Source organism: Gimesia fumaroli, assembly GCF_007754425.1.
Lineage (GTDB): Bacteria > Planctomycetota > Planctomycetia > Planctomycetales > Planctomycetaceae > Gimesia > Gimesia fumaroli.
On the sequence record NZ_CP037452.1, the window covers coordinates 3,165,490 to 3,188,932 of the forward strand.

A 23,443-nucleotide genomic window follows, 5' to 3' on the forward strand; every position below is an offset into this window, starting at 1 on the left:
ACCCAGATTCCGATACTCTTCCAAGGAGGTGATCGTGTGATGGCAGGACCTGTTACAAAAAGTGTGTTGTTACGAAAACGAAGTGGTGTTTCGTTAGGAGCCCTGTTGTTGGCATTGTTGCTGACAACTGGGGTAAAACCAGCGGTTGCAGAAGATCTAAGTAAGAAATATCCAGCCAGTCCGGATTTTTCAAAGCAGCCTCGTAGCTATAGTACGGCAACTGAGAAAGAGGACGTTTGGAGTCTTTCGTCTTTTGATTTCAAATTAGCGGACAGTTTCGAAGTCAAACTTGGAGCCGCGCAGGTTGTCTTGGGACGTCATGATAAGAATGTCCTGTGGGCCGCTGTTTTTCCCGATGAGCCCGGGGAAATTGTGACAGCCAGCGCAGGCAAAGGAGAACACGTAACTAGCGTCTGGTTACGTTTTCATCCGGCACGTGTGGGAGAATTGTTTCCCGCGAACACAGTTGTCAAGCAGGGAAACGCTGCACTGGTCAAACAGGCAAATGGATTAGCCTCTCACAAAATGAGATCAAGCTGGCACAAGAACGGTAGACCGATGGTTCCGCTCCTTGAATCCATCATTATTGATCTGGAGACGAAAGAAGGATCGCGGCGTTTCTATGTAATCGATACCAAACAGCAGACGGTGAAGTATGTGGATGCATTCCGTAATCGGGTGCTTCCTGTTGTTATCCCGTTTAAGCCAGGTGCAGGAGCTGCCATTTTCGACAAAGTCTGGAATGCTTTCGATCGCGAGTACGCGATGTTTGTGATCAAGCCGGACGTCAAATGGCAGAAGCTGCACGATCAGTATCGTCCCCGGGCTGTCGCAGCAAATACGAACTGTGAGCTGGCAGACATTCTCAATGAGATGCTGGCGCATTTGAAAGATCTGCATGTCTACGTTCTGGTTGATGGTAAATATGTCAAAGGTTTCAATCGCGAGCGATTCTTTAATGCCAGCCCTGTCGCAGCGCCGCATCTGATCGGCCAGCTCAATCAAATAAGGGGAATGAGATGGGGGCGGACGAAAGACGGTATTGGCTATATCGCTGTAGACAGTTTATCAAACGTTGCTTTGCCCGATGAGTTTGAAACGGCTCTGAAGCAAATGCATGGAACCCGCGGTCTGGTTCTGGATCTCCGTGCGAATGGAGGTGGCGCCGAACCGTTGGCGATGGAAATGGCAGGCTACTTTTTAGATCAGCCGCGACTGTATGCGATGCATCAGTATCGGAGTGGTCCTGAGCACAGCGACCTGGGGCCCAAACAGAAACGAACTTTTACTCCCAATGAGAATTGGTATTACCGGGGGCCAGTGGTTGTGCTTCAGGGAGAGAAAACAATGAGTTCTGCCGAAGCGTTTGTCCTGATGCTGGCAGAATGCCCCAACGTGACCACGCTGGGTGATCGGACCGCCGGCTCCAGTGGGAATCCGCGCAAGATCGATGCTGGTGCGGGGATTATTGTGAATCTGCCCCGCTGGATTCCCCTGGATGTCAACGGAAAATCCTTTGATACCGTGGGCGTTCCACCCGATATCAAAGTGCAGGCGGCCCCCAATGAATTTACAAGAACCGAAGACCCCGTGCTGACTGCTGCTTTAAAACGGCTGCGAAAACAAGTTCAAGATCAATCAGAAGGTTCCAAAGAATCGCTGATTCCTCGTAAATAATTTGCTCGAACTGCATTTACATTATTGGGGAAAGTCTGATTATTTCATTTTCAGGACGCGTTCAATTTCTCGGCTTAGTAATGTGTATTGCATTTGATTCATCATTTGAATCATCTCAGCTTCAGACGCATTCTCACCGGGCGGCCATTTGACACCGCTGGCCTCAGCCAGTTCTCTCATATAGGTCTCACGATTCTTCGATGGTTCCACATCACTCCGAAATGTGATCTTGCCATCTGTGTTGATCACGATCAGTGCCGGGTAACCCTGCACGCCGTATTTCTCACCAGTCACACTGTCCAGAATTGAAGTACCTCGATCAATTCCAGTGGGAATTGTCCATTGTTCACTCTGTTTCAATTTATTGATCTGACTCATTTCGCCGTCCGCGGTATGAATGCCGAGAAAGACCACACCCTGCTTTGCAAATTTCTTTTCCAGTCTCTTCTGAGCGGGTATGGAAGTGACACAACCACTGCAGCTTAGTCCCCAGAAATCGAGTACCACAACTTGTCCGCGATAGTCGGATAATTTGCGGGTACGCCCATCAGACCATTCTGCGATCTCCCACGTGGGGGCGATCTGCCCCACGGTTAGTGGTTTGGCCTTTTCTGCCTGGGTTGTCGTAGCAGATGAGAACTCCTTCAGGTGAATGGTCACTTCTCGATTTTCAGACTCATTATTACTGATCACCAGGTTGATCCATTTTATTTTCGTTCCCCAACGCACGGAAGCCCGAATTACGCCGCTGGGTAAGTCTTTTAGGATTGCCCGCCCATCGGTGGATGTGCGAACAATTTGTCTTCTTAAAGCATAACTGTTTCCTGGTTCCACAATTGCTCCGGGGAGCGGTTTTCCCTGTTCATCCAGAACGCGTATTGGCAGTGAATAGCCGCGATTGAGTGTGAGTGTTTTGAAGTCGATGGGGACAAAGTTTTTTGAAACAGCAATGCTTCTTGAATCCATGCCCGCATAACCTTTTTGGGTCAGAACTACTGAAAACTGCAGTTTATCAGCAGCTTGGTTTCCATAATCATAAATGGGAAAATCGAGTGAGAAGCTACCGTCGAGTGCACTTTTTGTTGAAACACCAGTATCACCACTTCCGCCTCCCTGTGTGCCAGAGACCACTCCAACGCGTACCTCCGTTAACGGTTTTCCTTCCGCATCGACAACACGACCGACCAGCTTTTGATTGCCGACTGGTTTTGATGCCTTGGGGACAAATATGAGGAGCGGTACACCGTTATTGATCGTGGCAGTTCCATTTTTAATGGTTGCTTTCCTTCCTTCCTTGTCCATCATTTGTGTGGTGTTTGAATCAGGTAAACGCCTTAGAGCGACGACTTGAGAATTGTCAAAGCCAGGGGCGACGATCAACTCGGCTGACATATTGACCAGAGTTAAAATATATTTACCGCTGGTACCAACCTCAGTCAGTTGGCCACGACCTTCTTCGTCCAGGTAATTCATGGAAGTCGCATTCGCTTTCTGGAATGAGACTGGTTCTCCCTTCAGCCAGGCAGCCCGTTTCGCATCATCCGCAACCTCCTGCACAGAGGCCAACAATCGAACAGGTTGATCCTTGTTTTGCACGCCTAATTGTTGGCGTTGTTGTTGGTTGAGCTTGCCTTTCCAATGTACGTTCCAGACCGCTCCTGTTTGTGCCTGTAGATCATGATTCACAATCGGCTTCTCTGGAGTTGTCACTAAGGCTTGCATGGATTCTTCCGGCATGAGCCAATACCCGGGCTTTAATGTTGGAAACCAGAGTTGCACATTTCCTAAAGGTACCTCAATGCGATACCGCCCTGCTTCGTTCGTCGTTCCTTTGAGTACTCTCTTGTCAGGATCTGGTTCTGATGCCACCAGTATCTGGATTTCAGCATTCGTCACTGGCTTTCCAGTCTGAGTATCTTGCACGGTACCGGAAATGAAATACTGGTTTTGTTTCTTGTTGTCTGGCACTGTTTCTTTTTCAGGAGATGCTGTCGCAGGGGTCGGGCTGCTTTTTTCCTGAGTTTGTGCTACATCGCTTAAGCCGGTCACAAACAGGATCAGCAACAGGCCCATGGCAAGTGCTGACTTTGAGCGGCTGTCTTGAATTGGTGATGTTAGCTGATTGATGCGGACACGCAGCGCAGAACGTTTGCCCGCCATGGGGAGTGCAGCGACAGGTCCCTGTGTCTGCTGTGCCAGACGAATTAATAACTCACCATAATCATGACGTGCCTGCTCATCGAAATTGGTAACCGTTGCTGAATCGACAGCCAGTTCGATTTCACGGCGCATGCGGTTGCTGATCAGATAGACCAATGGGTTGAACCAGTGAACAGTGATTGCGATTCGACTGATGAGCATCAGTAAGACATCCTGTCGGTGAATGTGTTCCAGTTCATGAATCACGATCGTCTGACGATCTTCTTCTGCGAAATCGGACCACAAGTTTAAGGGCAATAAAATGGTGGGCCGCCAGAATCCACAAGAGGACGGGCCTATAGGATCGTTCGTAACGAAACAGCGAACCGGGAACCAATGTTGATTCCGTTTTTGTATCGCTTCAATCAGTTTAAGCAGACCTGCATCCTGGAGCTGTTCGCTGTTTTTGATGATGCGGGCCAGTATGATTCTGGAACCGATCCATCTGCAAAGGACAATACAACTGCCAGTCAACCAAAGATAAGTGAGGAGCCTGGAAACTAAAATGGGGGCATTGGTTCGGGACTCTTCAGATCGCGTGATTGAAGTCTGAGATACGCTGTACTCTTGAGCGGTCTCCGTTCGTGAGATCCGATGATTTGGCTGAAGCGAATCCAAGGTTGGAATCAATCCGATGTCTCCGGTTCCAGAGAAAGAGATTGCGACTGCGGGAGTCGGATTTTGACTTTCGAAATTGAGTAAATAGAAGAGACTCAATCCACTAGCTGGAATCATTAATAAAACCAGACGAGCCAGTGGAATGGCCCACAAAAGCGCACGCCATTTGGGGGAAATCCAGCGGTGCAATGTTGAAGTCAAACAAAGAATAATGCCAGCCAGGACGAATGCCTGCCAGGTTGCCCGCCAGATAAGTGCTAATAACGCGGTCCATTCAAAATCGAAGTTCATGATTTCTTTCTCCGGGTTGAAGAGGATCTGCTGGTACGTTGGTCAGCTTTCGGCTGGGATTTTTTCGTGAGACGTTCGTCTAAGCGTTGCCTGAGTTCTTTCACTTCTTTTTCAGAGAGCGTTTCATTTTCGACAAAATGCATCAATAGGGACTGTAGGTTCCCGGCAAAGAATTGTTCCGTGAAGGAACGGGCTGCCAGTCGAACGCATTCATCTCGCGAGATGGCCGCGCTGTAGAGATGGCGCGAGCCATCAACACGTACAGCAACAGCACCTTTTTCAACCAGGCGTGCAAGAAGCGTTCGCACCGTTCGATGGCTTCGCTCACGAATCGGTTCGACGCGAGCGATGATTTCACCGGCTGTCTGGTCCTTCGCTTCCCAGACACTCAGCATGACCTCCCATTCTGCATCTGTGATTTGTAATTCGGGTTGCTGGCTCATGCGGCCTCCTGTGACTACGTGTGTAGTAATGTGTTTGCGTAGTGTTACCACAGGTGTAGTAATTCTGCAAGCAGAAAATTTAAGATTTTTCAGATTCTGTTGCGCAGAGTGATCGAATTGACTGCGTCATTGCACGAATTTGCAGACAGAAAGAGGCCATCGCTTCACAGGTTAAGCTGCAGTGAGCACAAGAGTTGGACACACTGCCTTGAAGGTGGATCAAGTCCAGTGGGCTACCAGCGCCTGATTTTGGAAAGACGCTGGTAGTGCCCCTGTTATGGTGTGCGATGAGAGGTTATTTTTCTTCTTCCGGACGCCGCCATTCTCCGCGCATCCAATTGACGAGCAAATTCAGATCGTGTTGGGAGAGTTTCGATTCTTCGAACGCGGGCATGATGTTCTTGTCACTATAGAAGTGTTCTGCGCCCGGATTGCGAATGAAATCGGAGAGCCATTTGTCAGAGCCGTAACCGTTCAAATCGGGAGCAGCACCGCCTCCCTCTTCTTCAGGGTCACCGGCTTTCATGGCGTGGCACTGGGCGCAGTAACCGTCAAAGTCGACTACTTTCCCAGATTTATCTTTAAAGTCGATGCCGCTGAAGACAGACACGCCGCGTTTCATGACCGCTTCGCTGAGCGGTTCCGCATTCCGGTGTTTGGCTTCGCGTGCGATGAGTGCCGAGACGGCTTCGATATCTTCTTTCGAGAGTACGCCTTCCGGACCGACATAGCTGTCAGCCCAGTCGCTCATGTCTCCGTGTAGAATCGCGTCACCCCCTTTTGATGATCCGAGGTGCCCAAAAAACTTGGGCGCTGTCGGATCTGTCAGAAATTCCGCAATCCATTCTTTCGAAGCAAATCCTGCCAGATCGGATGCACGGGGAGTCGCTTTGACTTTTTTGCCGTCTTTCATTTCCATGATATTGAGACCTGTTCCGTCATGGCCGTTCCACGTATGGCAGACTCCACAGTGCCGTGCAAAAATCAACGGTCCCATCGACTTGGGGTCGTTTCGCAGTAGCGAAGCGGGTCCTTCCGGGGGTACACCGTTTTCTTTAGCCAGCCAGGAAGCACGGGCGGCATAGGCGATTTCCTGTGAACGTTTCAAAGCGTAGTCGGGCGCACTTCGCTCGGTTTTAACGCTATACCAGCTGATGCCGGAAATGATTACTAAACCGCCTACATAAACGGCAATCGCCAGACGCTGTCCCCATTTCTCTCCAAAGAATTTTTCGTAAAAGGGAACCATGATCAAAATGGCCAGAAGCACACCGGGCAGCACCGCAGTAACCAGGACTTCCAGTTCTTTGGGAACCATATGTCTAAGTTCAAACAGAAATCGTACAAACCACTCGGGACGTGCGATAAAGGGAATCGAACTGTCGCTGACGGCGGGTGCTTCGAGTTTGATCTCGCTGAGCGGCATGTCCATTTCCCATTCCGCCAGTTCTGGAGCCACATGTTGATTTTTAAGGGTAGGATAAACGACCATCTGGAGAATCACGATCCCGATCAGGATCAGGGTTAATACCAGAGTACGCGTCGTCTGATAAGGCCAGTAAGGTTGAGTGATTTCATCTTTGACCGGATCATCATCATCCAGTTCAAAATCGATTTCCGGATCATCGGCGGCTTCTTTGATTTTCATGGTCCGCAGGCGGTCTCGACGCACCAGGGCCATGTGAATCGTAAACAGCAGAATGGCTAAGACAGGCAGCACGATGACGTGAATTGTGTAGAGCCGTGTTAAAGTCAGGTTCCCGAATTCACTTCCGCCGACGATGATGGAACGGAGTGAGGAACCGATGACCGGCATGGTACCTGCGATTCCTGTTTCAATTTGATAAGACCAGTAGCCTTTCTGATCCCAGGGCAATGGATTTCCAGTGATAGTGAGACCCACTATTACGCCGCCAATCAAGAGGCTGGTCCAGTAAATAAATTCTTTCGGCTTGCGATAACCGGCTGAAATGATGACTAGAAAAATATGAATGATGACCGCGACAATCATCATGTGGGCGACATAATGATGCAGGCCACGTACAAACCAGCCCAAGTCAACTTGTGTTTCAATATAATGCACGCTCCCCCAGGCGGCGGCTTCAGATGGGCTGTAGACCGTCATTAACAAAGTACCAGTGACGATTTCCAGCAACATCAACAGGACCAGAGCCCCGCCCCAGATATTCTGCCAGCGGGAGCGTCTCTTCGTGGGGAAATTCAATAAAAAGATCGCATGGAAGAAGTTCTTGTAGCCGGTTCTCTCGTCGATCCACTGTTTGGTTTTTTCTGACAGCACTGAAACATCTCCCTATGGGAAATCAAAATTATTACTTCAATAGAATAAGGTATCAGAGTTGGAAGGTTGGGAATGCGAAGTCAGCCTAAGGCTTTTTTTTCTGCAATGCCGGGTTCAAATTTTTGGTATTCGACTTCAACCCACTGCTCGCCACGTACTTTTTTCAGCGATGTTTTCAGTTCATCCATTCCGCGGAGCTGAGGGCCACTGACCGTACCACCGTCTGGCTGGAAGGTTGCTGCATGGCAAGGACAGAAGAATTCTTCATCGCCGGGTACATAATCGATTACACAGCCCAGATGCGGACAAGTGGATGAAAACGCTGTTATCGTTCCGTCCTGGGCTTTGGTGAGCCAGACTGAACCAATCGGGCCAGACGGATATTTCGTCCAGGCATCAACACGTTGGTCGATGATAGAGAATCGTTGAGGAACGCCTGGTTCCAGGTCATCCAGCTTGGCAAGCTGATACTTCTGTTCTTTTAGTTGACCGCGTTTGAGAGTCGAAAGCAGAAATCCTAATCCGGGTACCGCCAGAACGGTAGCGTAGACGGCACCTAAAACACCAGTGCAGTATTTGAGGAATTTTCGACGTCGCATGGTGAGAACCTTCAAATCTGAAAAGCCGGTTGTTGATCAGCAGTCCTGGTATCACTATTTGATTTCTGAATCAATCAACATGTGCCTTCAAGGGTAACGGTTTAGTTCTATTTGATTAGTAAACAGTAAAACGTCTGTTGTACTTTACGTTGGCAGGGTGCTTCTCGTTTTAGTGAGTCGCTGTTGAGGAGGGAAGTAACAATTTACGTTTCCGATACGGTAATTCGTAAGTTTCTGTCATTGCTGGAAGGTTGGTTCTATCCTAACAAAACATACAAGAGATTACGAATGTTTATTTTAAGTCTAATGACTTCAGGTCTTTAAGGCAATGAAGTTGGTGAATTAGGATTATACTATCCAAAATAGGGGAAGTACAATCCTGGATTGTTGAATTCACGCGGACAATAAAAAAAACGACTCCCCCGAAGAGGGGAGCCGTTCTAATCTTCATTTCAGTCAAACTGAAGTCTTGATTGAGAACTAGTCAATCAGTCCGAACAGGTTTGACAGGCTGTTTCCGCTCAGACGGCGAGACTGTTTCCGGTCTTGCATACGGCTGGGGAAGTAAGCTTTAGGATCTGAAGTTGGAGCAGGAGCTGCAGGAGCTGCTGAGGGTGAGCATCCAGCAGGAGCACATCCAGTGTGGCAGCAAGGTTTGTCACAGCAACCTTCAACGACTTCGTATCCGCAGAGTTCCAGAGCTTGAGTTGCTTCACGAACAACTTTCTTGTCGCAGTCGCCCAGAGCACAAGTCAGAGCAGCTGTCAGCTCAGGTGAGCAGCAGCAGCCATTCTTGCGAAGCTGGTCGCCGATTTCATCAGCAGCTTTAGCACGAACACGTTCGTCAGCGTCGTTCAGAGCGTAGATGAAAGCACACATGATCTCAGGATTACATTCGCAGGTGAATTTGTCGCCCAGTTTGTGAATTGCTTTGCGACGGTGTTTAGCGTAGCAAGCAGTTTGAGACTGGTAGATCAATTCAGCGATTTCGCAAGGATCATAGTTGCAGCAAGGTTTTTCGTTGCAGCAAGAAGCTGGTGCAGCACAGGTCTTAGGAGCTGGTGTGCAAGCTTTGGGAGCAGGAGCACAGCAGGCTTTAGGAGCTGGTGCGGCACATGCTTTAGGAGCTGGTGCACAGCAAGCTTTTGGTGCAGGAGCACAGCAAGCCTTAGGAGCTGGTGCGGCACATGCTTTTGGAGCTGGTGCACAGCAGGCTTTTGGTGCAGGAGCACAGCAAGCTTTAGGGGCTGGTGCGGCACATGCTTTAGGAGCAGGAGCGGCACATGCTTTAGGAGCTGGTGTGCAGCATCCTTTTCCGGTGTTACATCCGGTGTTGCATGTATTGCAGCTTGATCCTGAGTTGCAGCAGTGCTTTTTGAACCAGCCACGCAGACGGCGAGCAGGCTTGCAGCAAACTGGAGCAGACTCACAGCAGCAAGGTGGTTTAATAGATGAACACTGACGTTGGTATGTATAAACGTTAGGCTCACATGGTTTGGTAATAGTGGGTTTACAACACTCAGGTTGACATGTCGAGGCACATTCACAGCTCTTTGCAGCCCCGCAATTAAGCGAAAGGTCAAAAAGATCTGCTTGTGCAACGGCATTCATCCCCAATGCCACAACAAATGCACTTAACAGACTAATCCATTTCATAGAACAGCGTCTCCTTCTTGGGTCGATTTCTGACCATCATAGACAGATTGATGTGCCTCTTTTGTCACATCACACAGTGGTTTACGGCGCGAATTTTGTTTTGTTCCTATTGGGACTGCTTTCGGTCCAAGTTGAAATCATCAACTCGCGCTGGCTTGAGCCTTAAAAGAATTGTGACTTACAATTCCTTTACAATAATTTCCGTAATTTCGATTGCGGTCGATGCTCTTGCGAGTACCGGCCAAATTCACATCCGAATTGTTTCCTTCTATCATTCAGACGCGAATTCTCATTGCGACTGCTACAATCTATCGGCGTGCTGGAATTATCGCTTGAATGTCTCAAGTCATTATCAGATAAAAAGGTTACGTCATTTTTACATCGGATTATTAGTATCGTAACGGTTGGTTAAACTGGGGTGGATTTACGCTGACTTGATGGTAGGGAGGCCCCTCGAAATGCGTTAATCTGGGAAGAATATGTACCAGAGGGGTATTTATATTTGACGGTTGGGGCTATGCCTAATGTGAGGAGGGCCCCGTTCCTGTCAGCTGTTTTTGTTGGATGGTTTGCAACATCCTGCCTTTGGGTGAGCGGAACTATCAGGCAGAAAAGTCTGACTAAATTGCCTGGAATCAGTTCAAACTTTGCCGATCAGCGCCATCTGGAACAATCACAACTGATATTTTTTCTTTTCCTGCTGGTCTGCTTGCTCATATCGTGGGAATTTTGTCTGAAAACAAACTTAGTCTGTTTCGACCGATCCTGACATGCGCAGTTCAAATAATGATGTTGCCTGAGCTCGGTCAAAGGCTTTTGATTGTATCAGTTGAACAATCCTTGCTTTTAGCAAATTCAACGTGCATAATGTAATAGAGTATTTCCAGTTGGGCCAACAGGAGAAAAACAAATGCGGTATCTTCTCGTTTTGAGCTTGGCACCTTTCTTTATAATGCTTCCCGAACCGGCTGCCGCTCAGCGGCATCATTCTGGGCGTGGTCACCATCACGGGCATTCGCATCACCAACATTCATACCCGCGTTATTATGGACGTACGTGGCCAAACCCTGGCTGGTCAGTCAGTGGTCGCTCTGGAAATGTTGCTTATAACTTTTCGTTTGGTGGCAATTCTTATTATGGTGATCCCTGGGGGCCCTACTTCTATAACCGCTTTGGTTATTACAGTACGGATGCCTTTATTGCTGGCAATCCCGTCCTGTTTTCCAATGGGTATTCCTTAAACGGCTTTTATCCGATTCTCCCTGGACAAGGATATTCGCCGCCCGCCGTCTACCCTTATAGTAACGTGCCAGGCACTATACCGACGCTGCCCGCCCATCCCCAATGGAATGATCCCAATAACGCGGCTAGTAATGTCCCATTAAATCAGGCATTAAGGGATGATCTGGAGCGGTGGAGTGACAAAAACTATCTGCCTGAGCCTTCTAGAAAGATTCAAAGATATGTCATTCCATCTACGCGGCACGCAAAAGAACTGAGCCTGCGGAATCAGGTAAAAGGAGATGAATACTTCAAGAAACTGGATTACCGCAGAGCCTATGATCGCTACAAACTGGCGGCGTCTCTGGCGAAAGATCTTGCGACTCCCCACTTTAAAAAGGGGTTTGCTTTAGTTGCATTAACACAATATGACAGGGCCGCGTATGAATTTAAACAGGGGCTGGCGCTTGATCCGACCTGGCCTGCAACTGGCGAAAGCTTGAGCGAGTTATTTGGTCCAGATCATCTCATTGCCAAAGACTCGATGTTGCATCAGGTGGCTGCGTATGTCAAAGAAGATATTCGCGATCCCGATCGGCTGTTTGTGTTTGGCGTGGTGTTACATTTTAACGGTCAGACAGAACAGGCAATCGATGTTTTCAGAACAGCAGCGCGTCTGGCAGGACGTGGCGATCATTTTCTGGCGTTTCTGGATCCTAAGCCGGTTCCCGGAAAACAGCAGGCAATTCCACAGAAAGGTGCCCCTTCCGGGCATGTGGTTGATCCGGCGAAAACCCGTCCCCCTGCATTTGAAGCAACCAAACAGCAACCGCAGATGAAACCACAGGGACCATCACGATCCGCTCCCATCACTAAGCCACTGCCTCTACCACCCCCTCCGGCGAAACAGAAGACGCCGCAGATCAATAATCTGCCTCTGCCACCGCTTCCTAAAGACGCCAGTACACCGGGGGAACCGTTGATTCCTCTTCCTGAGCCTGCTAAAAGTCAACAACCACCGTTGTTGATACCGCCACAGTAATAGTACACCTCTTTTATCTTCGGGCTCATTACACTGATGACAGATTCTGCTTCTTCTCGATTGTTAGTGACATTATGTACGTATAACGAGCGTGAAAACCTGGAACTATTGATTCCGGAGATTCACAATTTTCTGCCCGAAGCTCACATTCTGGTGATTGATGATAATTCACCCGATGGGACAGGCGAGTATGCAAAAGAACTGGGGCAAGCCGATTCACGCATTCATTCAATCCATCGTACCGGTAAATTAGGTCTGGGCACGGCGACAATTGCCGGTTTCCGCTATGCAATCGAGAACAAGTACGATCTGGTGTTAAACCTGGATGCCGATTTCAGTCATCCCCCCCGTTTTATGCCGGACCTGGTGGAAGCAACCAGAGAGGCAGACGTGGCTATTGGGTCCCGTTACGTACCGGGGGGTAAAATCGAAGGCTGGGGACCGAAGCGGTATTTTATGAGTGGGGCCATCAACTGGTATGCCCGCTTGTTGCTTCGTCTGAAATCACGGGACTGCAGCGGCAGTTTTCGCTGTTATCGGGTTCCCAAACTGGCTGAGATCGACTTTGACCTGCTGCGGGCCAAGGGATATGCCTTTCAGGAAGAGATCCTCTATCGCTGCCGCCGCGTGGGGTGTACGTTTAAGGAAGTCCCTTTCACGTTTGAAGAACGCCGGTTTGGCAGCTCAAAGATCAACATGGGTGAAGCCTTTTCCGCACTTTGGGTGATGTTCGTACTGGGAATCGATAACTGCCTGGGCAAACGGGTGCGTACGCTTCCCGCTGAGTCTTCAGAATAACCGGCCGGTTCACTGTCTCAGGAATGACTGTGAGACTCATCAGGAAAGGCCCCTTCGCGGACATCATTCGCATACGCCTGCACGGCAGTTGTCATCTCTGAAGCAAAGCTGGCATATTTTTTCAGGAACCGCGGATGAAAATCAGCATTCATGCCCAGCATATCCGGCGTGACCAGGACCTGACCGTCACAGCCTGGCCCCGAGCCGATGCCAATGGTGGGGACTGTGACCGTGTCGGTAATTTTTTGCGCGATGGGGGCGGTAATCATTTCGAGCAAAATTCCGAAGGCCCCTGCTCTTTCCGCGGCGAGTGCATCAGCAATGAGCTGGTCTTCGTCCCGTTGAATTTTTCCCATTCCCCCCAGTGCTCGCACGGATTGGGGTTTGAGCCCCAGGTGTGCCATGACTGGGATGTCAGCTGATGCGATGGCTTCGATGGTTTTCGCCTGATTGACTCCCCCTTCGAGTTTGACGGCGTCTGCGCCGGTCTCTTTCAGGATGCGTCCCGCATTTTCCAAAGCCTGAGCAGGAGAGACGTGAAATGACATAAAAGGCATGTCGACAATGATCAAGGCACGCTGCACAGCGCGGGATACGATTTCACCATGATAGATCATCTCATCCACAGTCACCGGGAGCGTTGTACTCTTGCCTTGGACGACCATTCCTAAAGTGTCGCCTACCAGCAGGCAGTCTAAACCGGCTTCATCCAGAATTTTTGCTGACAGATAATCGTAGGCAGTCAGCATGGTGATTTTCTGTTTTTTTGCTTTGGCAGCCAGAAATCGGGGGACGGTAAACTTTTTGGGCCGTGCGGGGGACGCATTCGACACGGAACTCTCCTTAAATCACATCGCTGGTCTGGCACAGCAGCCAGAAATCAGGCATCCACGGACTATTATCGTAGACGTTTTTAGCAGTTGAGGCTCCACAATAGGAAAATGGAGTCCTGATTCGCAAGACTGAGGTCTGTTTTTCTTCAAAAACAGATCCGGCACAACGGCTGTAGTATTTTGCACCGTATTATATTGCAACACCTGTTGCATAATGCGGCGCATTCTTTTGGGGGGATCGACTAAGCAAGATCTTCATAAAAACGTAAAGGCCTGAATATAAGTGTCTTACAGAAAAAGTTGCACGAAATTTTCTGAATGGTACGGCTTATGCATTAGTACTATAGCAGCGATGGTGGCAAGCGTTGGCCCGCACTTGCTCCATTCAGCACAGAAAAGGTGCTTCAGTCATTCACATGATTCGAAGCACCTTTTTTTACGTCTATATCTATGCGTTATCCCCTGATTTTCTCCTCGGCTTAAAAACGAGTCCTTTCCCCTTCTGGAATTCCTGCCCTGACTTCATTAGGATTGTGGCACACGCCAAGTTCGTATGCTGGCTGTGTTTCAGAATTCCATTCCACTGGCAATTTCTCTTGTCCGAAATCTCTTCTTTCTGATTTCCGCCGAGAGAGTCTGCATATCAGGAGGTGACCGAACGTGCCAGAAAAAGTCGTCGTAATTGGATCAGGACCCGCCGGTTGGGCCGCTTGTATTTATACTTCTCGTGCCAATCTTGAACCACTCTGCTTCGAAGGGGCGATCACAGAAGAAAATCGCCTTCAAGGGACTCTCCCGTTAGGTCAGTTAGCCTTAACCACAGAAGTTGAGAACTATCCGGGGTTTCCCGCCGGTAACCTGGAGAGCTATCTCAATGATTCTATCGACGAATCGAAGCGGAAGTATATGGCACCGCATTCCGGTCATGGTGTGAGTGGACCCGAGCTGATGGAGCTGATGCGTCAGCAGGCGAAAAATTTCGGAACACGGGTCGTGACGGATGATATCGTTGATGTCGATTTTTCCTCGCATCCGTTTAAGATTACTCCTCTCAATGGTGAGCCGGTCGAAGCACTGTCGGTGATTATTGCCACCGGTGCCCGGGCGAACTATCTGGGGCTCGATTCAGAAAACCGCTTTAAAAACATGGGCGTTTCCGCGTGTGCCGTCTGTGATGGTGCAATGCCCCGATTCCGCAATCAACCACTGGTGGTCGTCGGTGGTGGGGACAGCGCTATGGAAGAAGCAAACTATCTGACCAAGTTCGCTTCCAAGGTGTATATCGTGCATCGTCGGGATGAATTCCGGGCCAGTAAAATTATGGCGGAACGGGCATTGGCCAACGAGAAGATCGAAGTCAAATGGAATTCGGTCATTGATGAAGTGTTGGGCAATGATGAAAAAGGAGTGACCAGCGTTCGCATTCGCAGCACGGAAGATGAGAGTCAAACCGAAGAACTGGAAGCCACCGGCTATTTCGCCGCCATTGGTCACACGCCAAACGTCAGCTTCTTGAAAGGTCAACTTGAGACTAACGACAAAGGTTTCATTCAGTGGAAGATTCCATTCCGCACGAATACCAGCATAGATGGCGTGTTTGCTGCCGGTGATGTTGCCGACGACAATTACAAGCAGGCGATCACCGCCGCCGGTAGTGGCTGCATGGCGGCCCTGGATGCGGAACGCTGGCTCGTAGAAAAAGGTCACGAGTAATCCGGACCTGCTGATTCATACTTTTTCAATCAAGTCTGAAAGGACTTCAAGATCATGCTGTCAAAAGAAGGTTGTCTGGCGCGACAGAAACGATTGTGGGAATCCGTACCCGATCATTTGGAATGGATTCTGATCGCGGACCCACGTCACGTGCTTTATCTTTCGAATTTTCTTGTCCAACCCTGCAGTTTCTCGCGCGGCGAACGGGCACTTTTGCTGTTGGATCGTGACAAAGGTGTTACGTTGATCGGCGATAACTTTACGCTACGGTCCTCCGCTGCTGATTTCTTTATCGACCATGAAGCTATCGAAACGTGGTATGATCACAAGCATTCCGTAGAGAACCGAGACCACGCGCTATTCAAAGCGCTCGGGTCGGTGGTTCCTCAATTAAAGGGTCGTGCCGGAGCGGTTGAAGCAGAATGGTTGCCGGTTGGTGCGCTGCAGGAACTGGAAATCACGCAGACCGACACGACACTTGAATTAGGCAGCGTGTTGCGTCAACTGCGTCGTCAGAAACACGAGGATGAAATCGCACTGTTAAAACAGTGTATGCAGGCCTGTGATGCCGGTCATGCTTGTGCACGAGAAGTAGTGGAAGCAGGCAAAAGTGAATTCGACATCTTTCGCAAGGTCCAGGCGGCTGTGTTACAGGCCGCGGGCCTGCCTGTGATCATTTACGGCGATTTTCGGGCTTCGACCCCTGCTGTTCCGAAAGCTGGCGGACTACCCTCACCACACGTGCTGGAAAACGGTGATCTATTCGTCCTCGATTATTCGGTTGTGATTCACGGTTACCGGAGCGACTTCACCAATACAATCAGCGTGGGTGAACCGACGGCTGATCAACAGAAACTGTTTGGCTTATGTCAGGCTGCCATGCAGGGAGGCGAATCGACTCTCAAAGCGGGAACAAAATGTTCCGACGTGCATGCGGCGACGGCGGCTCCCATCTGGGATGCTGGCTATAAAGAAAACTTCCAGCATCACGCCGGTCATGGACTGGGACTGGGGCATCCGGAAGCCCCGATTCTCGTACCAGAAAGCACCGATACCCTGCTGGCTGGAGATGTCGTCACGCTTGAGCCGGGGGTTTATGTCGAAGGCATCGGTGGGATGCGGATCGAGCATAACTATCTGATTACCAAAGATGGATTCGAGCGACTCAGTAATCACGTCATCTCGTTAACCTAAAATATTGAGTAAATTGATCAGGCCGCCGGTCTGGTGTTTCACTGAGCCGGCGACCTGTTTTACTTTGGACATTCCTTTTTCTATCAGGTGTCTCGAGCAGCATGTCCTCTCCAGAATTTTCGGAATGGATTGAAAGCGACCTGCGGCAGATCCGGGACGCGGCCCTGTTTCGATCCCGCAGAACCTTCAGGCCACTCCCAGGCGGACGCTGCGTGCTGGATGGTCAAACGCTGATCAATTTGTCGAGCAACGATTATCTTGATCTGGCGCATGACCAGCGGCTCATTTCTGCTGCTACTGCGGCGTTGGCAGAGATGGGGGTGGGGGCACGGGCCAGCGCACTAGTCAGTGGTCGTACCGAATGGCATACAAAGTTGGAAACGCAGCTGGCACAATTTGAAGGGACTGAAGCAGCGATTCTGTTTCCGAGTGGTTATGCCGCCAATCTCGGCGTTGTCTCGGCGTTGGCGAGTGAACAGGATACCGTGTTCTGTGATCGCTTGAATCACGCGAGTCTGATTGATGGCTGCCGCCTCTCTGGTGCCCGGTTACGCGTCTTTCGTCATGACAGTCTCGGAAAACTGAAACGCGAGCTGGAGAAAGTGACCGGCGAAGGAAAAAAGATCATTGTTACCGATTCGGTATTCAGTATGGACGGCAGTTTGGCGCCGCTGGTTTCGCTCTGTGATCTGGCAGAGGAATTTCAGGCGATTTTGATGATTGACGAAGCGCATGCAACCGGCATCTGGGGCGCCACTGGTAGAGGGTTGGCAGAAGAACTCGGTGTTGCACATCGGGTGATGGTTCGCATCGGCACGCTCAGTAAAGCCGTTGGAACGCTGGGTGGCTTCGTGGCTGGTTCGTCGGCAATGATTGACTGGTTGTGGAACCGGGTACGGACACAAATCTATTCAACTGCCCTGCCCCCTGCGATTTGTGCAGCCGCCTGTCAGTCACTGGAGATCATTCAGGCGGAACAGGAGCGGCGGTGTATTCTGTTTGAACGGGCGGAATTTCTACGAAACGAACTTCAGCAGCGTACGAACGTCACGATTCCCTCATCAGCAGGACCCATCATCCCGATCATTCTGCAGGACCCCGATATCACAATGAACATCGCGGCAGAGTTGCAGGAAGCTGGTTTCCTGGTCGGTGCTATTCGGCCTCCAACGGTTCCTGAGGGGACATCACGACTCAGGATTTCGCTTACTTGTGCCCACCAGCAAGACGATCTGGAGCGGTTTTTAAAAGCATTGGATCGTTCACTCGCCAGAAATGTTGAATCTCGATAAGGTAGGCAAATCAGCTTTTTCAGAACAGAAACATCACTCATCGGGCTGTTTGACAGCCATTTTGAATATCATCGATTGAAGACTCTTGCATGAATTTTCGTGATCAGATCAAAAATGAATATCCCTTTGAATCTCATTGGTTGAAGATCGACGGCCATCAATACCATTGTCTGGATGAGGGTCAGGGGCAACCACTCTTGATGGTGCATGGAAATCCAACCTGGAGCTTTGCCTGGAGGCGGCTGGTGAAGCAGCTTTCTTCCCAGTATCGCGTGATTGCCGTCGATCATATGGGCTGTGGTCTGTCTGATAAGCCACAGGATTATCCGTACCGGCTGGAATCGCATATCAACAATCTGAAAACACTCATTCAGGAACTGGATCTGCAGGACATCACTCTATTTGCCCATGACTGGGGCGGTGCGATCGGCATGGGAGCCGCCGTTGACCTGCCTGAACGATTCCAACGATTCGTATTGATGAATACGGCTGCTTTTCGTTCACAGGAAATTCCGTTGCGAATTGCAGTCTGTCGAATACCTTTATTGGGTGCCTTGGGAGTACGGGGACTGAATCTGTTTTCGGGAGCCGCAATTTCCATGGCAGTCAATAAACGGGATCGGATGACGGACGAAGTCAAAGCCGGTTTTCTGGGACCTTATGATTCTTGGCAGAATCGGGTTGCCGTGCATCAGTTTGTGAAAGACATTCCGCTGAAGCCTTCACATCCCAGCTACGCGACGCTGCAGCATGTGGAAGAAGGCCTGGCACAGTTTCAAAACCATCCAATGCTGTTGATCTGGGGCGAGAAGGACTGGTGTTTTACCACCAATTTTCTGGACGAATTCGAACGCCGTTTTCCCCAGGCGGAAACATTACGGATTTCGGATGCAGGACATTACGTGTTTGAGGACGCCCACGAAATCATGCTGCCCCGCATCGAACAGTTTCTTCAGACGCAGGCATCGCCGCTTGGTTAAGCAGTGACGCCTGCGTAAAGACAGCTGATTAAAAATCACCGAAGTCAGGGTTGATTAAGTGCTCGGTCGAGCCGAGGTGTGAAACCTTCTCGATTTTCTTGCGGGGCTTTTGTGGCTTATAGGCTTCAAAAGCTTCAATGCGAAATTCGGAAATCATATGATTGATCCGGTTTTCGATGTTGGTCAACTGGTCTCCTTCATCCGGGGCCACAAAGGTAAATGCGGCGCCTTTCTGATCAGAAGACAGCCGGCCGACACGCCCGATGCGGTGTACGTAATCGTCGCTGAATTCGGGGATATCAAAATTGATGATATGTGAAATCCCGCTGACGTCGATCCCGCGTCCCATCACGTCTGTGGCAATCAACAGACGAATTTTTCCTTCACGGAATTTTTTGAGAACGCGATCCCGTTTCGTCTGTGGTAAGTCACCATGAATGGCGGCGACGTCTTTCAGTTTCTTGGAAAAGATCCGATCTAGTTTGTCAGCACCGCGTTTTGTGCGGGTGAACACGATGGTTTGTTTGGGACGTTCCTGGAACAACAGCCGTGAGAGGAGCTTGATTTTACGGTCCGGGTCGACGGTGACGTAATACTGATCAATGGCATCCACACTGACCTTGTCATCAGACAGGTCGATCATGACCGGCTCTTGCATATAGCGTTGTGCCAGACGTTCCACGGGAGGAGGCAATGTTGCCGACAGCAGTAAGGTCTGCCGTTCTTTGGGACACTTTCGCAGGATCTTTTCGATATCAGGACGAAAGCCGATATCCAGCATACGGTCTGCTTCATCTAATACGACGAAACCAAGTTGGCCCAGTTTGAGATTTCCGCGATTGATATGATCAATCACGCGGCCTGGAGTCCCGACAGCGATCTGGGCTCCTTTTTTTAATTGATTTTCCTGGGGACGAACCGGTTTGCCTCCCACCAGTACCGCCAGATTGAGTGATTGGGAGCCGCACAATTTGCGAATTTCTTCAGCCACCTGTTCGCTCAATTCCCGGGTTGGTGCCAGAATCAAGGCTTGCATGCCTGGGCGTCTGAGGTCAATTTGTTGCAGGACCGGCAGCGAGAAGGCGGCTGTCTTACCGGTTCCTGTTCGGGCCTGTCCGATACAATCCTGTCCGGTGACGGCGATCGGAATCAGCTCAGCCTGAATGGGGCTGGGAGTTTCATACCCTGCCTGGCTGAGGTTTTTTAAGATTTTGTCATTCAGTCCTAACTGATCAAATTTGGTTTTAGTTGTCTTTTTTTTCTTTTTCGTTTTCTGAGTCATTTCCTAATTGTTCCTGCTGAGGCAGGAGAAAACTCGCTCTCTGATGAGGCATCCTGGATTGGCTGGTTACTCTGATTCGTTGTCACTTTGACTGTCAGTACCAGTTTCTTTGGCACTATCAAGCTTTGCTTGTTCCCGAACCGAAACGCCAATCAGACGCTTGATGTCATTACTGTCAATGGCCTCTTGTTCTACGAGTGCTTTTGCCAGCAGGTCAAGTTTCTCCCTGTTTTCTGTTAATATTTCTTCTGCCCGTTGTTCAGCCGCGTTTAAAAAACGCTGCATTTCCTGGTCGATGACGTGGGCGGTTTCTTCACTACATTCGCCCTGTGATTTCATCTCTTTTCCAAGGAACGGGTTTTCATCCGAATGGCGAAACGCCACCGGTCCGATGACATCACTCATGCCCCACTGCCCCACCATTTTTCGTGTGATCTGGGTCGCCCGTTTGATGTCATCTGCTGCTCCGGCTGTATGTTCGCCGAAGACAATACCTTCCGCAGCCCGACCACCCAACATGAATGCTAATTGAGAGTGAAGTTGCTTCTCTCCCATGTTATAGCGTTCTTCATCAGGCAAGAGCTGTGTTACGCCGAGTGCTCTACCACGAGGAATCACCGTGACTTTGTGTACCGGATCAATCTCCGGAAGCAACCAGGCCAATAACGCATGGCCGGCTTCATGGTAGGCTGTCATTTCACGTTCTTTTTCGCTCAAAATCTCCTCACGTTCTGGTCCCATCAAAACACGATCCCGAGCATTATCAAAGTCTTCCTTATCGACCTGGTCTTTGTTAAGACGTGTTGCCGAAAGAGCCGCTTCATTCACCAGATTCTTCAGGTCGGCACCAGAAAAACCAATCGTACCAGCGGCGATATTATTCAGGTCGACATCATCTGAAAGCGGGATTTTCCGCGAGTGAACTTTCAGGATTGCGGCACGTCCTTCTTTAGTGGGACGATCCACGGTGATGTGCCTGTCAAAACGTCCGGGACGCAGCAATGCCGGATCTAAAACATCCGGACGGTTGGTTGCTGCTATTATGATTACCGCTTCGTTTTGCTGGAAACCATCCATTTCACTAAGCATCTGATTTAATGTCTGTTCGCGTTCATCATGTCCACCTCCGAGGCCAGCACCTCGAATTCGTCCCACGGCATCAATTTCATCGACGAAGATGATACAGGGGGCATTTTCTTTAGCAGTTCGGAACAGGTCCCGTACACGGCTGGCGCCGACGCCGACAAACATCTGAATGAATTCCGACCCGTTTATGGAATAGAAAGGAACGCCAGCTTCACCGGCCGTTGCGCGAGCTAATAAGGTTTTCCCGGTTCCGGGAGAACCCATCAGCAAGACGCCTTTGGGGATTTGTGCGCCAAGACGCTGGAACTTGGCTGGTGTCTTCAGGAATTCAACAACTTCCTGTAATTCCGATTTGGCTTGCTCCATCGCTGCCACATCGTCAAATGTGGTTTGTTCTTCAGAGGGGCGGAATCGCTTTGCCGGACTCTTGGTGAAATTTCCAAGCATTCCTGAACCCATGGGGTCGGCAGAACGACGCAGCATGAACCAGAAGAACCCAATGATCAACAGCGGGCCGATCAACCAGGGGATGATGTAAGTGCCGATGCCGACATTGGTGCTTTCCGCCTTGAAATCGACTTTCTGTTTGATGAGTTCGGGAACCAGATCTCGATCTTCGACGGGATGTGAGGGCAGAACGGTATTGAACTCTTCTGCCAGTTTTTCGTCTTTCTTTTCTTTGTCTGGATTCTCAGGGCGAATCTTCCACTTCCCGGTTAGGATGTCACCATGGAAATCGACAGATTCTACATTGCCACGATTCAGCTCAGAAATGAAAAAACTGTAGTCTACTTTCGATCCCGTATTTTCCGGCGAGGATTTCATCATGATCAGGCTGCCGATAACCAGAATCAGCAGGATGATCAGCCAGGGACCTGTTGAGGGAGCGGCGCCCTGAGAGTCTTTGCCTGGTTGCTTTTGAGGGGCTTTGCCTTTGGGAGGATTCTCTTGGGGGTTCTCCGGAGGAGAGGCCATATGCTATTCCGTTCGTATACTGAGATCTTTGTATTCTAATTGCTGAAGACCGGTTTTCCCGTGATGTGGCACTCACGTTCGATCAGCCGTTTGCCGGTAAATCGTCTCACTGCTATTGCAGGGGACGAATGTTTATTTCTCTGTTTCAGTAACATGTTGCTGATTCTATGGGAAAATCTGCCTTGCAGGCAATGGTGGGAAGCCTGTTTTTAGAAAGGATCAGGCAAGCCGTCAGCAAAATAAGTTCTTCCAAGACGGGATGTTATTGCATTCTATCAGGATTTCGCCACTAATCTTTCAATCCATATCGCACTATGCACCAAAGTGCTTTCACGCCGTCTCGCCAGCCGATTTTCTTTCCCTGATCGTAGGTCCGTCCATCATAACTGATCGACATTTCAAAGATACGGCACTGACGCCGGGCTACTTTCGCCGTGAGTTCCGGTTCGATACCAAACCGATTCTGGCAGAGCCCGGGGGCGATTTCCTTGATGACCTCTTTTTTAAAGAGCTTGTAACAGGTTTCCATGTCTGTCAGATTGAGATTGGTAAAACAGTTCGAAAGTGTTGTCAGGAACTTGTTCCCCAGAAAATGCCAGTAGTAAAGGACCCGGTGAGGCTGGTCGCCCAGAAATCGGCTGCCATAAACAACATCTGCTTTCCCTTCAATGATGGGCTGCAGGAGACGCGGATATTCCGAAGGATCGTATTCCAGGTCGGCGTCCTGAATCAGCATGACGTCGCCTTGTGCTTCGAGAAACCCTGTTCTGACAGCGGCTCCTTTTCCTTGATTCACTTCGTGAAAAATGACGCGAATTTGATTTTGGGAGTCTTCGTTGGTCTGAGACAGTTCTTCCAGTCGCTTCAGGATTTCCCGCGTGCCATCGGTGCTGCCATCATCGACCAGAACCAGTTCCTTTCGAATCGGAACGGCTTTGACCTGATTGATCAGGTTCTCAACGGTTTTACTCTCGTTAAAGATGGGGATGACCACCGAGAGTAAAAAGTCTTCTGGAATGGGATAAAAGCCAAGCTGTCGGCAACCGGCTTCTCCCAGTGATGCTTTCAAGGAGTCGTACCATTCGGTCGTGTACGGGTAACCGTGTTCATCCGATTGAGGAACTGGTGTCATTGAGTGGAAATCCATGATTAACTTTGATACAGAGTGGGTAATGTTTGATAGGTTCTACTCTGTATTATAAGTTGCAAATGGCATCTGCAAGAGGACTTTCTGATTCGTTTCTG

17 protein-coding genes are annotated in these 23,443 nt (G+C 49.7%); 8 read left to right on the plus strand and 9 right to left on the minus strand.

The features are described from left to right. The first annotated feature begins 39 nt into the window (after window positions 1-39). Complete coding sequence (locus tag Enr17x_RS12045) at window positions 40-1,677, plus strand: S41 family peptidase (RefSeq protein WP_145309004.1); 1,638 nt, start codon at window positions 40-42, stop codon at window positions 1,675-1,677. Between the two features lie 39 nt (window positions 1,678-1,716). On the opposite strand, the gene Enr17x_RS12050 is transcribed toward Enr17x_RS12045, so the two are convergent. The 5 genes from Enr17x_RS12050 to Enr17x_RS12070 all read right to left on the minus strand — a co-directional run bounded on the left by Enr17x_RS12050 (window position 1,717) and on the right by Enr17x_RS12070 (window position 9,104). Continuing rightward, entirely contained in the window at window positions 1,717-4,785 is a 3,069-nt protein-coding gene (locus Enr17x_RS12050; protein WP_145309006.1) for a M56 family metallopeptidase, read from the minus strand. Continuing rightward, window positions 4,782-5,228 carry a BlaI/MecI/CopY family transcriptional regulator gene (locus tag Enr17x_RS12055; RefSeq protein WP_145309008.1) on the minus strand — a complete coding sequence of 149 codons (447 nt, stop codon included), beginning with the start codon at window positions 5,226-5,228 and terminating at the stop codon, window positions 4,782-4,784. The genes Enr17x_RS12050 and Enr17x_RS12055 overlap by 4 nt, the downstream gene beginning before the upstream one ends. Window positions 5,229-5,523: 295 nt before the next feature. Continuing rightward, window positions 5,524-7,527 (minus strand): cytochrome b N-terminal domain-containing protein, encoded by a 2,004-nt coding sequence (locus Enr17x_RS12060; protein ID WP_145309010.1) that lies wholly within the window; start codon window positions 7,525-7,527, stop codon window positions 5,524-5,526. A gap of 80 nt (window positions 7,528-7,607) precedes the next feature. Next, window positions 7,608-8,126 carry a QcrA and Rieske domain-containing protein gene (locus Enr17x_RS12065; RefSeq protein ID WP_145309012.1) on the minus strand — a complete coding sequence of 173 codons (519 nt, stop codon included), beginning with the start codon at window positions 8,124-8,126 and terminating at the stop codon, window positions 7,608-7,610. 480 nt (window positions 8,127-8,606) lie between these two features. Next, window positions 8,607-9,104, minus strand: coding sequence for a HEAT repeat domain-containing protein (locus tag Enr17x_RS12070; RefSeq protein WP_232101033.1), 498 nt, complete (start codon window positions 9,102-9,104; stop codon window positions 8,607-8,609). 25 nt (window positions 9,105-9,129) lie between these two features. Between Enr17x_RS12070 and Enr17x_RS12075 the strand changes: the two genes are divergently transcribed. The 3 genes from Enr17x_RS12075 (at window position 9,130) to Enr17x_RS12085 (ending at window position 12,843) form a co-directional block, all read left to right on the plus strand. Further along, window positions 9,130-9,588 (plus strand): hypothetical protein, encoded by a 459-nt coding sequence (locus Enr17x_RS12075; RefSeq protein ID WP_145309014.1) that lies wholly within the window; start codon window positions 9,130-9,132, stop codon window positions 9,586-9,588. 1,104 nt (window positions 9,589-10,692) lie between these two features. Beyond that, window positions 10,693-12,045, plus strand: a complete 1,353-nt coding sequence (locus Enr17x_RS12080; RefSeq protein ID WP_145309016.1) for a hypothetical protein — start codon at window positions 10,693-10,695, stop codon at window positions 12,043-12,045. A 36-nt stretch (window positions 12,046-12,081) separates the two neighbouring features. Beyond that, complete coding sequence (locus tag Enr17x_RS12085; protein WP_145309018.1) at window positions 12,082-12,843, plus strand: polyprenol monophosphomannose synthase; 762 nt, start codon at window positions 12,082-12,084, stop codon at window positions 12,841-12,843. Window positions 12,844-12,860: 17 nt separating this feature from the next. On the opposite strand, the gene panB is transcribed toward Enr17x_RS12085, so the two are convergent. After that, a complete protein-coding gene (gene panB, locus Enr17x_RS12090; RefSeq protein ID WP_145309020.1) occupies window positions 12,861-13,676 on the minus strand; it encodes a 3-methyl-2-oxobutanoate hydroxymethyltransferase in 816 nt (271 codons plus the stop codon). A gap of 660 nt (window positions 13,677-14,336) precedes the next feature. Here panB and Enr17x_RS12095 point away from each other — a divergent pair. The 4 genes from Enr17x_RS12095 to Enr17x_RS12110 all read left to right on the plus strand — a co-directional run bounded on the left by Enr17x_RS12095 (window position 14,337) and on the right by Enr17x_RS12110 (window position 18,855). Continuing rightward, window positions 14,337-15,389, plus strand: a complete 1,053-nt coding sequence (locus Enr17x_RS12095) for an NAD(P)/FAD-dependent oxidoreductase (RefSeq protein ID WP_145309022.1) — start codon at window positions 14,337-14,339, stop codon at window positions 15,387-15,389. Window positions 15,390-15,443: 54 nt separating this feature from the next. After that, window positions 15,444-16,583 (plus strand): M24 family metallopeptidase, encoded by a 1,140-nt coding sequence (locus Enr17x_RS12100; protein ID WP_145309024.1) that lies wholly within the window; start codon window positions 15,444-15,446, stop codon window positions 16,581-16,583. Window positions 16,584-16,684: 101 nt separating this feature from the next. Further along, window positions 16,685-17,875, plus strand: a complete 1,191-nt coding sequence (gene bioF, locus Enr17x_RS12105) for an 8-amino-7-oxononanoate synthase (protein WP_145309026.1) — start codon at window positions 16,685-16,687, stop codon at window positions 17,873-17,875. 89 nt (window positions 17,876-17,964) lie between these two features. Then, window positions 17,965-18,855, plus strand: coding sequence for an alpha/beta fold hydrolase (locus Enr17x_RS12110; protein ID WP_145309028.1), 891 nt, complete (start codon window positions 17,965-17,967; stop codon window positions 18,853-18,855). A gap of 28 nt (window positions 18,856-18,883) precedes the next feature. Here the strand turns inward: Enr17x_RS12110 and Enr17x_RS12115 are convergent, their stop codons facing one another. From Enr17x_RS12115 to Enr17x_RS12125, 3 genes are all read right to left on the minus strand, one after another. Further along, window positions 18,884-20,137, minus strand: a complete 1,254-nt coding sequence (locus tag Enr17x_RS12115; protein WP_145309030.1) for a DEAD/DEAH box helicase — start codon at window positions 20,135-20,137, stop codon at window positions 18,884-18,886. Between the two features lie 66 nt (window positions 20,138-20,203). Continuing rightward, complete coding sequence (gene ftsH, locus Enr17x_RS12120) at window positions 20,204-22,198, minus strand: ATP-dependent zinc metalloprotease FtsH (protein WP_145309032.1); 1,995 nt, start codon at window positions 22,196-22,198, stop codon at window positions 20,204-20,206. Between the two features lie 289 nt (window positions 22,199-22,487). Continuing rightward, the gene (locus tag Enr17x_RS12125) at window positions 22,488-23,330 is read right to left on the minus strand and encodes a glycosyltransferase family 2 protein (protein ID WP_145309034.1); all 843 of its coding nucleotides are present in this window, start codon (window positions 23,328-23,330) and stop codon (window positions 22,488-22,490) included. Window positions 23,331-23,443: the final 113 nt, after the last annotated feature.

Excerpts from the sequence above, each read along its gene's own strand:
- Enr17x_RS12045 (WP_145309004.1), top strand. The coding sequence starts at position 40 with ATGGCAGGACCTGTTACAAAAAGTGTGTTGTTACGAAAACGAAGTGGT.
- Enr17x_RS12050 (WP_145309006.1), bottom strand. The coding sequence starts at position 4,785 with ATGAACTTCGATTTTGAATGGACCGCGTTATTAGCACTTATCTGGCGG.
- Enr17x_RS12055 (WP_145309008.1), bottom strand. The coding sequence starts at position 5,228 with ATGAGCCAGCAACCCGAATTACAAATCACAGATGCAGAATGGGAGGTC.
- Enr17x_RS12065 (WP_145309012.1), bottom strand. The coding sequence starts at position 8,126 with ATGCGACGTCGAAAATTCCTCAAATACTGCACTGGTGTTTTAGGTGCC.
- Enr17x_RS12080 (WP_145309016.1), top strand. The coding sequence starts at position 10,693 with ATGCGGTATCTTCTCGTTTTGAGCTTGGCACCTTTCTTTATAATGCTT.
- Enr17x_RS12085 (WP_145309018.1), top strand. The coding sequence starts at position 12,082 with ATGACAGATTCTGCTTCTTCTCGATTGTTAGTGACATTATGTACGTAT.
- Enr17x_RS12100 (WP_145309024.1), top strand. The coding sequence starts at position 15,444 with ATGCTGTCAAAAGAAGGTTGTCTGGCGCGACAGAAACGATTGTGGGAA.
- bioF (WP_145309026.1), top strand. The coding sequence starts at position 16,685 with ATGTCCTCTCCAGAATTTTCGGAATGGATTGAAAGCGACCTGCGGCAG.
- Enr17x_RS12110 (WP_145309028.1), top strand. The coding sequence starts at position 17,965 with ATGAATTTTCGTGATCAGATCAAAAATGAATATCCCTTTGAATCTCAT.
- Enr17x_RS12115 (WP_145309030.1), bottom strand. The coding sequence starts at position 20,137 with ATGACTCAGAAAACGAAAAAGAAAAAAAAGACAACTAAAACCAAATTT.
- ftsH (WP_145309032.1), bottom strand. The coding sequence starts at position 22,198 with ATGGCCTCTCCTCCGGAGAACCCCCAAGAGAATCCTCCCAAAGGCAAA.
- Enr17x_RS12125 (WP_145309034.1), bottom strand. The coding sequence starts at position 23,330 with ATGACACCAGTTCCTCAATCGGATGAACACGGTTACCCGTACACGACC.